We start from the raw sequence: 14521 nt of genomic DNA on the forward strand, positions 1-14521 counted from the left end.
AGATCCAGCGGGCCATCGCGCGGCTGTGGCCCATCCTCACCCCGCAGGAGGTACTGGGCGGACTGTGGGCCGATCCCCAGCGCCTGACCCGCGCCGCCGGAAAGCTCACCGAGGAGGACCACCGGGAACTGCGGCGCGCTGACAGCGGCGAATTCTCCCCCGCCGACGCACCGCTCCTGGACGAGCTGGCCGAACTGCTCGGTGTGGACGACACCGAGGAGCGCGAGCGCGCCCGCCGCCGCTGGCGCGCCCAATTGGCCGAGGCGCAGGATGCCCTCGACATCCTCACCGGTTCGGCACCGCAGGATCTCGAGGACGAATTGGATCCCGAGATCCTGATGGCCTACGACCTGATCGACGCCAGCCAGCTGGCCGAGCGGCAGCGGGTGGGACGCCGCGAGACCACCGCCGAACGCGCCGCCGGCGACCGCACCTGGACCTATGGGCATGTCATTGTCGATGAGGCGCAGGAGCTTTCGGAGATGGCGTGGCGAATGGTGATGCGCCGCATCCCGAATCGCTGGATCACCGCGGTCGGCGATGTGGCGCAGACCGGCGATCCGGCGGGTGCCTCGTCGTGGCAGCAGGTGCTGGAACCGTATGTGGCGCGGCGGTGGAAGCTCACCGAACTCACCGTCAACTACCGCACCCCCGCCGAGATCATGGCGGTGGCCGCGGATGTGCTGGCCGAGATCGACCCCGAGGCCAGCGTGCCGCGCTCGGTGCGCGACTCCGGTTTCGCCCCCGGAGCTCAGCGCGTGGCGCCGTCCGAACTGGCCGACGAGGTGAAGCGGCTCGTCGCGGCGGAGGCCGAACGTCCCGGCACCACGGCGGTGATCGCACCGCACGACCTGGTGGCGGGCCTGTCGGAGGTGGGCGGCGACTCGGTGCGGGTGCTGACCGTGCACGATGTGAAGGGTCTGGAATTCGACGCGGTCATCCTGGTCGAGCCCGGTCGACTGCTCGGTGAATCACCGCGCGGGCTGAACGATCTCTACGTGGCTCTGACTCGCGCGACGCAGCGGCTGGCGGTGGTGCACACCGAGGACCTGCCCCCGGTGCTGCACCGGCTCGCCTGAGTCGCCCACGGCGGATCCGACACCACCCGGGCGGGGCCGACACCGGATACGCACCCGGCGGAGCCGACACCGGATTCCCCCGGCGGAACCGAAACCACGAGCGCGGCGGAACCGAAACCACGAGCGGCCCGTACCGCTCGGGTACGGGCCGCTCGCGTGATCGATGTTCGGGCTTCGCGCCGCGGCTCGGCTCAGCGCACGGTGTGCACGATCAGCACGTCGGTGCGGGACTTGCGCGCCACATCCGACGGCACCGAACCGAGCAGGCGGCCGGTGATGGTGTTGAGGCCGCGGTTGCCGACGACCAGCAGATCGGCCTCGACCTCCTTCATCAGCGACAGCAGCGATTCCACCGGCTCGCCGACGACCGCCTTCTCGACGACATTGGCGGCACCGGCGGCGACGGCCTTCTCGCGGGCGATGCGCAGGATCTCGCTGGTGGGCGCGGAGCCGCGCACCTGGTAGGCCTCGTCCTTGAGCACATCGGCGGCCGCGGCCACATCCCGGTCGTCGGTCGGGTAGTACGCGCAGGCGATGTACAGGGTGGCGCCCTCGTCACCGGCCAGTGCCGCGGCCCGCTCGACGGCGACGTACGACGAGTTCGAGCCATCGGTACCGACGACAATGCTCCGGTAGGCGGTCATTCTCTCCTCCAACGTGAGTCGGGTGCGGACACCGATACGTGGTGTCACGGCAACTTCGCCTGACAATAGCGGCATATCCGGCGGAACTTTTCGATATCGCCGCACATCACACTTGTGTGCCGTCACAGCATCAGCACACATTCCGCTGTGTCGCAGCGACACGACCCGCGCTACCAGCGCTTGTCGCCTATATCCCGACGCCGCCGGAAATAGCCGAACGTTATTGCGGCCGTGGGATATTCGTCACAAACAGCGGTGGGCCCGGATAGGGAGCGGCCCGCCCGCCGCGGATGATCCGGGGCGGACGGGCCGGGCGATCAGCTCGTGGATCAGGGCCACGGGCGGTGATCGGCCCAGAACAGCCCCAGAATCCAGCCGATGAGGTCCATGCGTTTCACTCCCTGTCGAACACGATATTGCGCTGCGATACTAGCGCGCCGCCACGCTCAGCCGAGGCTGAAAAGAGGTTCGGTCACCGTGATTCCGAGTTCGGGAGTATGGGCGAAGAAGGCGAACAGCATGAGCGCCGCACCCGCCAATGCGATGTCCTTGTTGAACTGGATCATCTCGGTCTGCTTGGCAGTGGCGTCGGTTTCCTTCCAGAAGGCGTGCATGAGGAAGGCGGTCGGCACCAGGAACAGCACCAGCAGCAGCGAACCCAGGTCCGCGAAGATGCCGAACAGCACCATGAGCGCGCCGAGCAGCATCAGGACACCCGAACCCGCCACCGCGAGCTTGGGCGAGGGGATGCCCTTGGCTTGCGCGTATCCGGCCATGGCGTCGGCCTGCGTGAGATGCCCGATGCCCGAGCCGAGGAAGAGAACGACGAACAGGACCCGTCCGATCAACACCACAACATCCATTGCCAGCTCCTCTGTCGGGTTGACTGCCGGGTACCCGTTCGGGTGATATGGCAACCAACTAGCCGTGGGATGTGCTCACTCCTGGGAGGAGGCTAGCGAGGCGCGCGCGTATTCCAGCGGAGGCATACCGATCTCCGCGGCGAACTCCTTGCAGAAGTGCGCCTGATCGAAGTAGCCCAGTTCCACGGCGAGAGCGGCCAGGTCGGTGGTGCGGCCCTGGGTGAGCAGATGCGCCCCGTCCTGGAGGCGGTAGCGGCGCAACACCCACTTCGGACCCGCGCCCACATACCGGCGGAACAGGCGCTGCACGGTGCGGACGGGGACGTCGAAGCGGTCGGCGACCTGGTCCACCCGGGTGAGCTCCGGGTCGTGCTCCATGGCGTCGACGATGCGCAGGACCAGCCGGTACGCCGGATCGTCGGCGATCGCTCGGTGCTGCGCGACCTCGGTGAAGAAGTCCTCCACGAGCAGGCGGCGATCCTCGAGGGTGGGGGCGGCGAGCACCTTGTCGGCGAGCCCGGCCGCCTCCGGCAGCACCTCGGTCAACTCGACCGCGGTGTCCCGGATAGCCCCGACATCCATCCCGGTGAACGCGCCGAACCCGCCCGCTCGGAACTTCACCCCGAATGTCTCCCCCTCGCCCTCCAATTCGCGCACGTACTTTCTGGTGGTGACACCGGTGACGAAACCACCGCGATGGCCGGGCTCGCGCTCGAAGGTCATATTGACGGCCGGATAGGACAGAATCTCGGCGTGGTAGGGCGGCATCCCGCGTCGATCCCACCGCACGGCCCAGTACCACTCGACATACCGGCTCACATCCGGCCCGGCCGCCAGCCGCTCATGGCTGTAGACCCGCAGTTGCTCCCGTGGCCGCAGAATGCCCTTCGCGGTCTCGGGCGGGGGCACCCGCCGCGGCGCGAAGCGCCCGGATGGACCGTCGGTCGACGAGTCACCGGGCCGTGGTCGAGCGGCGGGGGCGGCCTGCTGCCCGGCGGTGGAATCGGCGGGACCGGGGGCGGCCGCGCCGATGGGTTGTCCCGGTGGACCGGAGGTGGGATATCCGGACGGTGGATTCGCGGCATCGGGTCGGGCCGCCCGCGGCGTGGTCGGGGCGGGCGGAAGTCGGTCGGCGTGGGTGGACGGGTCGGCGTTCATGGGAGCGCTGTCGCCTTCTTACAAGACCGGGGCGGCGTCGGGCGGTGAGAGTTGTTCCCATGAGCGACAGCGTGAATCCCACCGTGAATCCCATTGCCCCGGGCTACCATTCGATCTCCTGCTTCCTGGCGGTCCCGGACGGCAACAAGGCCATCGAATTCTACACCGCGGTCTTCGGCGCGGAGCTGCTCTCCCGCAACGATCTCCCCGACGGCCAGCCCGCGCATGCCGAACTGCGGATCGGCGACTCCACCTTCCAGATCGGCGTCCCCATGCCGGACCACGGCGTGCGCGCCCCCGAACCCGACTGGGTGCATTCCAGCGTCGTCCACTACTGCCCCGATGTGGACGCGGTGGCGGAACTCGCCCGCGAGCACGGAGCCCGCGCGGTCGAAGATCCGGAAACCTTCGTCAACGGCGAGCGGTTCAGCCGCATCATGGACCCCTTCGGTCACCGCTGGGTCGCCATGACCCGGGTCGAGAACGTCTCCCGAGAGGAGGCCGAACGCCGCGTGAACGAGTGGATGGCGCAACAGGGCTGAGCCGACAGCGGGCGGCGGTGGGGTCGCCCCGCCGCTCACGACAGTCCGGCGGCGTCCATACCGCGTAGTTCCTTCTTGAGGTCGGCGATCTCGTCGCGGAGGCGGCCCGCGAGTTCGAATTGCAGTTCGCGGGCGGCGTTCATCATCTGATCGGTGAGTTCCTTGACCAGATCCGCCAGTTCGGCGCGCGGCATATTCTTCACATCGCGGCCCTCGTAGACGCCCGCCGAGACGGCGCGACCGGGTTCGCCCTGGGCGCGGCGGCCGCGCGAGGCATTGCGACCCGAACCGCCGACCTCGACCTCGGTCTCCTCGGCCTCGCGGTAGACCTGATCGAGGATGTCGGCGATCTTCTTGCGCAACGGCATCGGGTCGATGCCGTTCTCCTCGTTGTAGGCGATCTGCTTGGCGCGACGGCGTTCGGTCTCGTCGATGGCCTGGCGCATGGAGTCGGTGATCTTGTCGGCGTACATGTGCACCTCACCCGAGACGTTGCGGGCGGCGCGGCCGATGGTCTGGATGAGCGAGGTGCTCGACCGCAGGAAGCCTTCCTTGTCCGCGTCGAGAATGGCGACCAGCGACACCTCGGGCAGGTCCAGCCCCTCGCGCAGCAGGTTGATGCCGACCAGCACGTCGTATTCACCGAGCCGCAACTGTCGCAGCAGTTCCACGCGCCGCAGCGTGTCGATCTCGGAGTGCAGGTAGCGCACCCGGACGCCCAGGCCGAGCAGATAATCGGTGAGATCCTCGGCCATCTTCTTGGTCAGCGTGGTGACCAGGACGCGCTCGTCGCGTTCGGTGCGCAGCCGGATCTCGTGCACCAGATCGTCGATCTGCCCCTTGGTCGGCTTCACCACCACCTGCGGATCCACCAGCCCGGTGGGGCGGATCACCTGCTCCACGAATTCGCCGCCGGTGCGCCCCAATTCGTACGGACCGGGGGTGGCGGACAGGTAGACGGTCTGCCCGATGCGGTCGGCGAACTCCTCCCAGGTGAGCGGCCGGTTGTCGATGGCCGATGGCAGCCGGAAGCCGTATTCGACGAGATTGCGCTTGCGCGACATGTCGCCCTCGTACATACCGCCGATCTGCGGCACGGTGACATGGGATTCGTCGATGACGAGCAGGAAGTCGTCCGGGAAGTAGTCGAGCAGGGTGGCGGGCGCGGACCCGGCGGGGCGGCCGTCGATATGGCGGGAGTAGTTCTCGATCCCCGAGCAGAAGCCGACCTGCTTGATCATCTCCAGGTCGTACTGGGTGCGCATGCGCAGCCGCTGCGCCTCCAGCAGTTTGCCCTGCTTCTCCAGTTCGGCCAGCCGTTCGTCGAGTTCGACCTCGATATCGCGCACCGCGCGCTCCATGCGCTCGGGACCGGCGACATAGTGGGTGGCCGGGAAGATGCGCACCACGTCCACCTGCCGCACCACATCCCCGGTGAGCGGGTGCAGGTAGTACAGCGCCTCGATCTCGTCGCCGAAGAACTCGATGCGCACCGCGAGTTCCTCGTAGGAGGGGATGATCTCCACGGTGTCCCCGCGCACCCGGAAGGTGCCGCGGGTGAAGGACATGTCGTTGCGCGTGTACTGCACGTCCACCAGCAGCCGCAGCAGCCGGTCGCGATCCACCTCGGCGCCCACCTCGAGCTCGATGGACCGGTCCAGATAGGACTGCGGGGTACCGAGGCCGTAGATGCACGACACCGACGCCACCACCACGACATCGCGCCGCGACAGCAGGCTGGAGGTGGCCGAATGCCGCAGCCGCTCCACATCGTCGTTGATGGAGCTGTCCTTCTCGATATACGTATCGGTCTGCGCGATGTACGCCTCGGGCTGGTAGTAGTCGTAGTACGAGACGAAGTACTCGACCGCGTTGTTCGGGAGCATGTCCCGCAGCTCGTTGGCCAACTGCGCGGCGAGGGTCTTGTTCGGGGCCATCACCAGCGTCGGTCGTTGCAGCCGCTCGATCAGCCACGCGGTGGTCGCCGACTTGCCGGTGCCCGTGGCGCCCAGCAGCACCACATCGTGCTCCCCCGAGTTGATCCGCCGCTGCAACTCCTCGATGGCCGCGGGCTGATCACCGGCGGGCCGATGCTCGCTGACCACCTGAAACCGCCCGTCGGCCCGCTCGATCTCACCGATGGGCCGGAACTCCGAATGCGCCAGCGGCAGATCATCGGGGATCTCGGTTGCGAAAGCCATGCTCACCAGCCTAGAACCAGCCACCGACAAAATCCGCCGGAGCGGTCTCGGACCGGGGCGAATCCGCCGTCGGTCCGTCCGCCGCGGCCGCCCCTCACCCACCGCGATGTCGACTCCGCGATGCTCGCGCCGCGGAGGGCGGCGCGGCCCGCCGAGACCGGTCCGTTGCCCCCGGGGGCAACCGCGCAGCAGTAGCGGGACCAGGCCGTTATGACCTGGCCCTTCCGCGTTAAACCGCTGGTCAACCGGATCGCGTTGGATCGTGTTACGGGTAGCCGACAGCGGGCTGCCGGAGGGGTGATTGGGGCCCGGAACATGTACGACGAGGTACATGTGGCCGCCCGGGAGTGCGTTCCGGACGACCACAAATACACGATGCGGATCAGCCGCCTCGCCATCGACAAGCTGGGAATCAAACTCTACGACCGCGTTTCGGCCGTGCTGGCCGAACTCATCGCGAACTCCTACGACGCCGACGCCACGCTCGTCGACGTGTCCCTGCCGTGGGGTGTCACCTTGGCGGGGACGGTCCGGGCGGCGGAGGAACCGCAGTACGCGATCGTGGTGCGCGACAACGGCCACGGCATGACCGCCGCCGAGGTGAACGAGCACTATCTCATGGTCGGCTCCGATCGACGCCTGCGCACGGGCACCGACCTGTCCCGCGAGCGCGGACGCCCGGTCATGGGCCGCAAGGGAATCGGCAAGCTCGCCGCCTTCGGCATCTGCCGCACCATCGAGGTGATCACGGCGGGCAGCACACCGCGGGACCGCACCCCGGCGGGTTGGCCGGTCTCGCACCTCGTGTTGGACCTCTACGACATGCTCTCCGACACCGAGAGCGACTACTTTCCCCAGATCGGTCCGCGCGACGGCACGTTCAGCGAGCAGCGGGGGACCACGGTGGTGTTGCGCGACTTCTTCCGCAAGCGGGTGAACTCCGGGCCGGAGCTGAATCGGCAACTGGCCGCCCGCTTCGGAATCGAGCGCCCGGACTGGCGGGTCGAGGTGTACAACAGCGCCGCCTCCGATCAGAGCTTCGCCCTCAGCCTGCTCCCCGTGGACGTCATGGACGAGACCCGCATCGACGTGGGCCAACGCCCCGTCCGCGTCGGCCGCCAGTTCCTGCCGGTATCGGGCTGGGTCGCCTATTCCAAACAGCCCTACCGCGACGAGGCCATGGCGGGGGTGCGCATCTACGCGCGTGGCAAGATCGTGGCCCAGACCCGCGATTTCGGCATATCCGCCGGATTCACCGGCGAGTTCAAACTGCGCTCCTATCTGGTCGGCGCCATCCATGTGGACTGGCTCGACGACGAGGAGGATCTGGTGCGCTCCGATCGCCAGGACATCATGTGGAATTCGCCGCGGGGGGAAGCGCTCGCGGCGTGGGGCCGGGATCTGGTCAAGACGATCGGACGCCTGGGCGAGCGGTCGATCCGGCGGCGGGTGTGGGACGAGTTCGTCGAGAAGTCCCGCATCCACGAGACTTTGGCGGCGATCGCCCCCGGCGACCGGCTCTTCCGGGACGCGGTGCTCGACGCCGCGCGAATCCTGGTGGCGCACAAGGACCGTGCCGCGTTGGACGATCCGTCGCATGTGGAGTCCATCGTGCGGCTCGCGCTCTCCCTGGGGCCGCAGCGCAGCCTGCTGGAAACGCTGAAGGAGATCGCCGAGGACGACGCGCAGCTCGATGTGATCGTGGCGCTGTTCGAACGGGCGCGGGTCGCCGAGATCTACTCGCTGGGCCAGATCGCCAGCGAGCGGGTGGCGGTGGTGAATCGCCTGCGCGGGCTCATCGACGACCGCCGTTCCCTGGAGCGCCCGTTCCAGGAACTCATCGAGAGCGCGCCCTGGCTGCTCGCACCGGAGTGGACGCCGCTCGGTATGAACGAATCCCTCAAACGGGTGCGCTCGGCGTTCGAACGCTGGTATGCGCAGAAGTTCGGCACCGCCCTGGTCACCAGTTCCATCGGGAGCGAGAAACGCGAACCCGACTTCGTGCTGCTGCACGACTCCGGTGAGCTGTGGATCGTGGAGATCAAGCGCATGGACTACCACCTCACCGACGAGGAGTACAGCCGCGCGGTCAACTACCTGTACGCGCTGGACACCTTCCTCGAGGAGAATCCCCGGATCGGCGCCCAGTTCCCGCGTCGCCGACTGACGTTCATCGTCGACCATATCGACAAGCTGCGTCCGGCGGCGCTGTCGTCACTGGCCAGCGATCATCGGATCGACCGCCGCACCTGGCGGGAACTGCTGGACTCGACGTTGCGGGCCCACCGGGACTTTCTCGACCGTGTCTACGCCATGCGGGGTGACGACGACGTGTCGGCGTCGGGAGCGCGGGCCGGTTGACCGCGAAGGCCGGGAGCCACCCGGCCCGCTACTGATCGGACCGAGTGGCTCCCGTTCCCGGACTGCCAGACCTCCGACTAACCGGACAGGCTCGGGAGCAGGCCGCCCAGACCGCCGCCGCAGCCACTGCCCGAGGCGCTGCCGGAACCGCCGCTGGATTCGGCCACCTGCACGGTGATCGAATCGCTGATCAGGATCTGGCGGGCCTCCAGTCGGTGGCTGCCCGCGGTCTGCGGGGTCCACTTGATGCTGACCTTGTTGCTGAGCAGTGACGGGCTGACCGGGCTGCCCGGGATCTCCTTGCCGTTGTCGGAGAACTTCACCGAGCTCAACCGATCCACCTCGACCGAGGCGGTGAGCGTATAGGTGCAGCCGACCTTGTGGTCCTTGCCGGACACCTCGAGATTGCCGACCCACGCTCCGGCCTGGGGCGCGGCCAGCACGATGGTCGCGGCCACGGCGCCGAAGGTGGTCAGTCCCATGCCTACCCGCCGCGCGCGGGTCCCCTGTGCGTTCATACTCTGCTTCCCTTGTCCTACCGCTCACCGGTGTGAGCTAGCCGCACAGTATCGAAACAGATATGTTTCAGATCGGGTTTTCCCAGAAATCGCTGCGGGAAATCTCACGCCGCGAGCGACGCGACCCACACTCCCCTGGACGATCTCCACGCGAACAGCGATGCTGAGTGCATGACCCAGGCGCCCACGGTGGACCTGCACCGACCGAAGGTGGAGTACTTCAACGTCGACGAACTCACCAATATCGACCCCAAAGGCTTCGTGCGGAGCGTCGAGCGTTACCACGTGGAGCCCTGGGGGCTGTACATGGCCCGTACCTCCGACCATCCCGAATTCCACTACATCGAATCCTGGCTGCTGCCGAAGCTGTCCCTGCGCGCCACGGTGTTCCACTTCACCCCGGCCCATCTGCGCGATCAGGACTACTACGTGGACATCGGCGAATTCAGTCAGGTGGAGCCGACGAAGTGGAAGTCGGTGGACCACTACCTCGATCTGGTGGTGCGCACCGGACGCGAGGTGGAACTGCTCGACGTGGACGAACTGCTCGCCGCCCACGCGGCCGGCTATCTGGACCTGGATCGGGCGCAGCGGGCCGTCGAGATCGCCACGTCGACCATCGACGGAATCGCCCGGCACGGCCATGATTTCGAAGCCTGGCTGGGTACACAGGGCATCAAGCTCAGCTGGCTGTAACCCCTTCGGCTCGCTGCCATCCCCTCAGCTGGCTGTGGCACCGGACGACTCGGCCGGGCCGGCCGGAGCCGCATCCGGCCGCCGACGCCGCGGCCGGCAGCCGGGCCGTCCGATTCAGTCCGCGGCCGAGATCAGCACCCGCGCCGGGCGGCCCGGATCCGCATTCGCGTGCAGCCGTTCACCTTCCGCTACCTGAGCCGCGCTGACGACGGGAAAACCGATATCCGCCAGGCGATCCCGCAGCCCATCGGCCACCGCCGGGCCTGCCACCGTGATCCGGATGTCGATGACGTCCTCGGCGGGCTTGCCGGGCACGGCGGTCGGGCCGATGTGGTCGATGGCCGAGGCGTCGGCGGCGCAGGCGACGGCGAGGCGGGCGATGATGCGCCGCGCCTGCGCCCCCCACTCCGGATTCGCCTCCACCACAGGCGGATCCACTGGAAGCGCCGGCGTCCGGGTGCGCAGATTGCGCTCGAAGGGCAGCAGTCGCTCCTCCCAGAGCCGGTGCACCGCGGCGATCACGGCATCCTCCGCGCCATTGTTGTCCAGCAGCACATCGGCGGTGGCCCGACGCTGCTCGTCGGTGGCCTGAGCGGCGATGCGGGCTCGCGCATCGGCCTCGTCCACCCCGCGGAACTCCACCAGTCGGTGCACCCGGGTCTCCTCGGCCGCGTCCACGATCAGCACCAGATTCATGAACGGTGCCAGACCGTTTTCCACGAGTAGCGGAATATCCTGCACCACAATGGCGTCCGCCGGTGCGGCGGCGATCAGTTCGGCGGTGCGGCGACCCACCAGCGGATGGGTGATGGAATTGAGCGTGGTCCGCGCCGTATCGCTGGCGAATGCCTTGGCCGCCAAGGCCGGACGGTCCAGACTGCCGTCGGCGGCGAGGATATCGGAACCGAAGGCGTCCACGAGGGCCGCCAGCCCCTCGGTGCCCGGCGCTACCACCTCCCGGGCGATCACATCGCTGTCCACCAGCACCGCGCCCCGTGCGACGAGGCTGCGCGCCACCGTGGACTTGCCCGCTCCCATGCCTCCGGTGAGACCGATTCGCAACATTCGACCAGTCTCGCATCCGGCGCGCAATCGGCGCGCAGCGGGCCTTACCAGCCGAAAAGGGGGATTACCCACGGGGACCGGCAATTCCACTTCCCCGCGCCGAGTTTTCCCATTCCGTGATAATTACGAGACCGGCCCGCAACTATTTTCCATCAATCCCGACCCCCCGTCGGCAACATTCCGACACGCCGGGGAGAATGTCACGGAAAATCCGATACGGCACACTTTTGTTCCGCTAAGGTTCGCCGCAGGCGATACCCGGCCGGTTACACGCAAGCAAAGGAAGTTCAGTGGGCACCAAAAACATCCAGACGGGTCGCCACCGTCTGGGCCTGGCGGGCACAGTGCATTGCATCGAGATCCCCGCCGTCGCAGCCGCTCTCGCCGAGCATCGCCGTTCGTGGCTGACCATGCTGATCAGCCCCGCCCGCCACAGCTTCGCGGCCATGCGCAAGCGTTCCGCCGAGGCCGCCGCGCACTGGGTGCCCGCCACCGCCAGCTGAGCCGACCGGCCCGTGGCTAAGCGGTGCGCTTCAGTTCCGCCGCAATCCGTTCCAGCTCGGAGGCGAGGACCGACACCGGCCGGTCGTGATCGGCGGAGTCGAACAGATCGCGCTCGATCAATGACCGGATATAGGCCGACTTCGACAGCCCGAGGCGCAACGCCCGCTGCGTTGCGCGGCGATCCAGCTCCGCAGGGATCTTGATCGACCGCGGTACGAGGTCGGCTGCGGTGTCCTGTCCGAGCGTAACCGGTAGGTCGGCCGATTCCACCTCTTCGTCGGTATGGACGAGTTCGTTCGCGACCGCGACCATTTCCTCGGCCGTGGTGGGGTAGTTCGGTTCAGTCATATCGGGTTGCCTCCCATTTCTCGAACTCCACGACCTGATCGCCGATGAGGCGATTCGCGCCGCATATATGGAAATCCGAACCGACAATTCGGCCCCAGATCGCCATCGGCTCACCGGCGTCGGTACGTGCCCACAGCACCCGGCGCGCACCACCCAGCCACGCGCCGACAATGTCGAACACATCGTCGGGGTCGATACCCCGCTCTGGCCAGCATCACTGCCAGCCCGAAGTACTACGCTATCGCCATTCCGCAAGACTACTACCAGACTACCGCAGGTGGGTGCTGGATTGCGGAATAGCCGGACGCCCCACAACGCGAATGCGCGGAGTAGCGCGACGCACCACCAGATCCTCAGCCCGCCCTCAATACGCAAAATGTCCCCCGGGTCCGTCAGGACCCGGGGGACATTGAGCTCAGCTCACACCATCAGGGGTGAATCAGGCGTTGCCCGACAGCTTCTCGCGCAGCGCGGCCAGCTGGGCATCGCTCGCCAGCGAGCCACCGGCGGACTCGTTGGTCTGCGCGGCCTGCGCGCCGCTCTCGGAGGAGTAGTTGGACGAACCACCGTTGGCGGCCTCGGCGGCGGCGTCGGCGGCCATCTTCTCCATCTGAGCGGTGTGCATCTTGTGGCGACGCTCCGCCTCGGCGTAGCGGGACTCCCACTCCTCGCGCTGCTTGTCGTAGCCCTCGAGCCATTCGTTGGTCTCGGGGTCGAAGCCCTCGGGGAAGATGTAGTTGCCCTGCTCGTCGTAGCTGTCGGCCATGCCGTACTTCGACGGGTCGAACTCGGCGGAGTAGTCCTCGTTGGCCTGCTTCAGCGACAGCGAGATGCGGCGACGCTCGAGGTCGATGTCGATGACCTTGACCATGGCGTCGTCGCCGACGGCCACGACCTGGTCCGGCACCTCGACGTGGCGCTCGGCCAGCTCGGAGATGTGCACCAGGCCCTCGATGCCCTCTTCGACGCGGACGAACGCGCCGAACGGCACCAGCTTGGTGACCTTGCCGGGCACGATCTGGCCGATGGCGTGGGTGCGGGCGAACTGACGCCACGGATCTTCCTGGGTCGCCTTGAGCGACAGGGAGACACGCTCGCGGTCCAGGTCCACGTCGAGCACCTCGACGGTGACCTCGTTGCCGACCTCGACGACCTCGGACGGGTGGTCGATGTGCTTCCAGGACAGCTCGGAGACGTGCACCAGACCGTCCACGCCACCCAGGTCCACGAAGGCACCGAAGTTGACGATGGAGGACACGACGCCCTTGCGGACCTGACCCTTCTGCAGCTGGTGCAGGAACTCGGAGCGGACCTCGGACTGGGTCTGCTCCAGCCAGGCGCGACGGGACAGCACCACGTTGTTGCGGTTCTTGTCGAGCTCGATGATCTTGGCCTCGATCTCCTTGCCGACGTACGGCTGGAGGTCGCGGACACGGCGCATCTCGACCAGCGACGCCGGGAGGAAGCCGCGCAGACCGATGTCCAGGATCAGGCCGCCCTTGACGACCTCGATGACGGTGCCCTTGACGGCCTCGTCACGCTCCTTGAGCTCTTCGATCGTGCCCCAAGCCCGCTCGTACTGAGCACGCTTCTTCGACAGGATCAGGCGGCCTTCCTTGTCCTCCTTGGTGAGAACGAGGGCCTCGACCTCATCGCCCACGGAAACGACCTCGGCCGGGTCGACATCGTGCTTGATGGACAGTTCGCGGGAAGGGATGACGCCTTCGGTCTTGTAACCGATGTCGAGAAGGACCTCGTCGCGGTCGACCTTGACGATGGTGCCTTCGACGATATCGCCGTCGTTGAAGTACTTGATCGTCTTGTCGATAGCGGCGAGGAAGTCCTCGGCAGAGCCGATGTCGTTGACGGCTACCTGCGGCGAGGTGACAGTGGTGGGCATGTGTTGGGAGGCTCCGGACGGATTGTGGTCGGTAGTGGACATGTGGGCTTTCGGTATTGCTGCGAACACACAGCGATGGAACTAACGTTGGCTCATGCCACAGCGCGTCGCTGTGGCGGAGCACAACGCTGCACTCAAAGCATGCGGACTCACAGCACGAATCTCCGCCGATACCCGGGTCCTGCGATCCGAGTACAGTAGACACTCGCGGAAAACAGCGTACGCGACGTCAGTTGCACCAAGCAAACACGGGTCTACCCGCGCGGGTCGATAGGGTGCTGCCATGTCCGAAGATCATCGCGTGCTGCCCGACGATGCCCGCCACGCCGAGGCCAATGCCCTGCTCGGGACCATGGGGGTGACCCGCGCCAAGATCGACTCGGCGGCGAGCCAGCGCGCCAGCCGCCGCTGGTGGGACGCCGATGCCGGACAGTATCACGATACCCACGCGGACTTCCTCGGCGTGGACTCGCCGACCGGGGAGTTCGTGTGGTGTCCGGAGGGGCTGCACGAGGGTGACTGGCGGCTGCTCGGCGACATCACCGGCAAGCGCGTGCTGGAGATCGGCTGCGGGTCCGCACCGTGCTCGCGCTGGCTGGCCGCGCACGGCGCGCATCCGGTGGGCCTCGATCTGTCACGCGG

Annotated in this window: 13 protein-coding genes and 2 pseudogenes; 6 read left to right on the plus strand and 9 right to left on the minus strand. The window is 67.3% G+C overall.

Annotated features, from left to right (window positions below):
* Positions 1–1079: ATP-binding domain-containing protein (locus QK444_RS18650; protein ID WP_282782020.1), on the plus strand; the 1079-nt coding region annotated here is incomplete at its 5' end.
* Positions 1080–1270: 191 nt separating this feature from the next.
* Here the strand turns inward: QK444_RS18650 and QK444_RS18655 are convergent.
* The 3 genes from QK444_RS18655 to QK444_RS18665 form a co-directional block, all read right to left on the minus strand.
* The gene (locus tag QK444_RS18655) at positions 1271–1723 is read right to left on the minus strand and encodes a universal stress protein (protein WP_029928987.1); all 453 of its coding nucleotides are present in this window, start codon (positions 1721–1723) and stop codon (positions 1271–1273) included.
* Positions 1724–2169: 446 nt separating this feature from the next.
* A complete protein-coding gene (locus QK444_RS18660; protein ID WP_029928988.1) occupies positions 2170–2586 on the minus strand; it encodes a DoxX family protein in 417 nt (138 codons plus the stop codon).
* Positions 2587–2661: 75 nt separating this feature from the next.
* Positions 2662–3744, minus strand: coding sequence for a DUF6597 domain-containing transcriptional factor (locus tag QK444_RS18665; RefSeq protein WP_282782023.1), 1083 nt, complete (start codon positions 3742–3744; stop codon positions 2662–2664).
* A gap of 59 nt (positions 3745–3803) precedes the next feature.
* On the opposite strand from QK444_RS18665, the gene QK444_RS18670 reads away from it, so the two are divergent.
* Positions 3804–4286: a VOC family protein gene (locus QK444_RS18670; RefSeq protein ID WP_282782024.1), complete on the plus strand. Its 483-nt coding sequence runs from the start codon at positions 3804–3806 to the stop codon at positions 4284–4286.
* A 35-nt stretch (positions 4287–4321) separates the two neighbouring features.
* Here QK444_RS18670 and uvrB read toward each other — a convergent pair whose 3' ends face one another.
* Positions 4322–6487, minus strand: a complete 2166-nt coding sequence (uvrB, locus tag QK444_RS18675) for an excinuclease ABC subunit UvrB (RefSeq protein WP_282782026.1) — start codon at positions 6485–6487, stop codon at positions 4322–4324.
* A gap of 315 nt (positions 6488–6802) precedes the next feature.
* On the opposite strand from uvrB, the gene QK444_RS18680 reads away from it, so the two are divergent.
* Positions 6803–8848, plus strand: a complete 2046-nt coding sequence (locus QK444_RS18680; RefSeq protein WP_282782027.1) for an ATP-binding protein — start codon at positions 6803–6805, stop codon at positions 8846–8848.
* 77 nt (positions 8849–8925) lie between these two features.
* On the opposite strand, the gene QK444_RS18685 is transcribed toward QK444_RS18680, so the two are convergent.
* Positions 8926–9366, minus strand: a complete 441-nt coding sequence (locus tag QK444_RS18685; protein WP_282782029.1) for a hypothetical protein — start codon at positions 9364–9366, stop codon at positions 8926–8928.
* A 171-nt stretch (positions 9367–9537) separates the two neighbouring features.
* On the opposite strand from QK444_RS18685, the gene QK444_RS18690 reads away from it, so the two are divergent.
* Positions 9538–10062 (plus strand): DUF402 domain-containing protein, encoded by a 525-nt coding sequence (locus QK444_RS18690; protein ID WP_282782031.1) that lies wholly within the window; start codon positions 9538–9540, stop codon positions 10060–10062.
* Between the two features lie 129 nt (positions 10063–10191).
* Here the strand turns inward: QK444_RS18690 and coaE are convergent.
* Positions 10192–11127: pseudogene (gene coaE, locus QK444_RS18695) on the minus strand (dephospho-CoA kinase); the annotation flags it as partial.
* Between the two features lie 290 nt (positions 11128–11417).
* On the opposite strand from coaE, the gene QK444_RS18700 reads away from it, so the two are divergent.
* The gene (locus QK444_RS18700) at positions 11418–11630 is read left to right on the plus strand and encodes a hypothetical protein (protein ID WP_029929002.1); all 213 of its coding nucleotides are present in this window, start codon (positions 11418–11420) and stop codon (positions 11628–11630) included.
* A 16-nt stretch (positions 11631–11646) separates the two neighbouring features.
* Here the strand turns inward: QK444_RS18700 and QK444_RS18705 are convergent, their stop codons facing one another.
* The 3 genes from QK444_RS18705 to rpsA form a co-directional block, all read right to left on the minus strand.
* On the minus strand, positions 11647–11943 hold the full coding sequence (locus QK444_RS18705) for a hypothetical protein (protein WP_282782034.1): 297 nt from the start codon (positions 11941–11943) through the stop codon (positions 11647–11649).
* A gap of 28 nt (positions 11944–11971) precedes the next feature.
* A complete protein-coding gene (locus tag QK444_RS18710; protein ID WP_282782035.1) occupies positions 11972–12160 on the minus strand; it encodes a hypothetical protein in 189 nt (62 codons plus the stop codon).
* Between the two features lie 258 nt (positions 12161–12418).
* Positions 12419–13879 (minus strand): 30S ribosomal protein S1, encoded by a 1461-nt coding sequence (rpsA, locus tag QK444_RS18715; protein ID WP_143980399.1) that lies wholly within the window; start codon positions 13877–13879, stop codon positions 12419–12421.
* Positions 13880–14162: 283 nt separating this feature from the next.
* On the opposite strand from rpsA, the pseudogene QK444_RS18720 reads away from it, so the two are divergent.
* Positions 14163–14521, plus strand: a pseudogene (locus QK444_RS18720) (SAM-dependent methyltransferase); the annotation flags it as partial.

The sequence above is a fragment of the Nocardia sp. CC201C genome, from assembly GCF_030010695.1.
Classification (GTDB): Bacteria; Actinomycetota; Actinomycetes; order Mycobacteriales; family Mycobacteriaceae; genus Nocardia; species Nocardia otitidiscaviarum.

Excerpts from the sequence above, each read along its gene's own strand:
- rpsA (WP_143980399.1), bottom strand. The coding sequence starts at position 13,879 with ATGCCCACCACTGTCACCTCGCCGCAGGTAGCCGTCAACGACATCGGC.
- QK444_RS18680 (WP_282782027.1), top strand. The coding sequence starts at position 6,803 with ATGTACGACGAGGTACATGTGGCCGCCCGGGAGTGCGTTCCGGACGAC.
- QK444_RS18705 (WP_282782034.1), bottom strand. The coding sequence starts at position 11,943 with ATGGTCGCGGTCGCGAACGAACTCGTCCATACCGACGAAGAGGTGGAA.
- QK444_RS18690 (WP_282782031.1), top strand. The coding sequence starts at position 9,538 with ATGACCCAGGCGCCCACGGTGGACCTGCACCGACCGAAGGTGGAGTAC.
- QK444_RS18660 (WP_029928988.1), bottom strand. The coding sequence starts at position 2,586 with ATGGATGTTGTGGTGTTGATCGGACGGGTCCTGTTCGTCGTTCTCTTC.
- QK444_RS18655 (WP_029928987.1), bottom strand. The coding sequence starts at position 1,723 with ATGACCGCCTACCGGAGCATTGTCGTCGGTACCGATGGCTCGAACTCG.
- uvrB (WP_282782026.1), bottom strand. The coding sequence starts at position 6,487 with ATGGCTTTCGCAACCGAGATCCCCGATGATCTGCCGCTGGCGCATTCG.
- QK444_RS18670 (WP_282782024.1), top strand. The coding sequence starts at position 3,804 with ATGAGCGACAGCGTGAATCCCACCGTGAATCCCATTGCCCCGGGCTAC.
- QK444_RS18665 (WP_282782023.1), bottom strand. The coding sequence starts at position 3,744 with ATGAACGCCGACCCGTCCACCCACGCCGACCGACTTCCGCCCGCCCCG.
- QK444_RS18685 (WP_282782029.1), bottom strand. The coding sequence starts at position 9,366 with ATGAACGCACAGGGGACCCGCGCGCGGCGGGTAGGCATGGGACTGACC.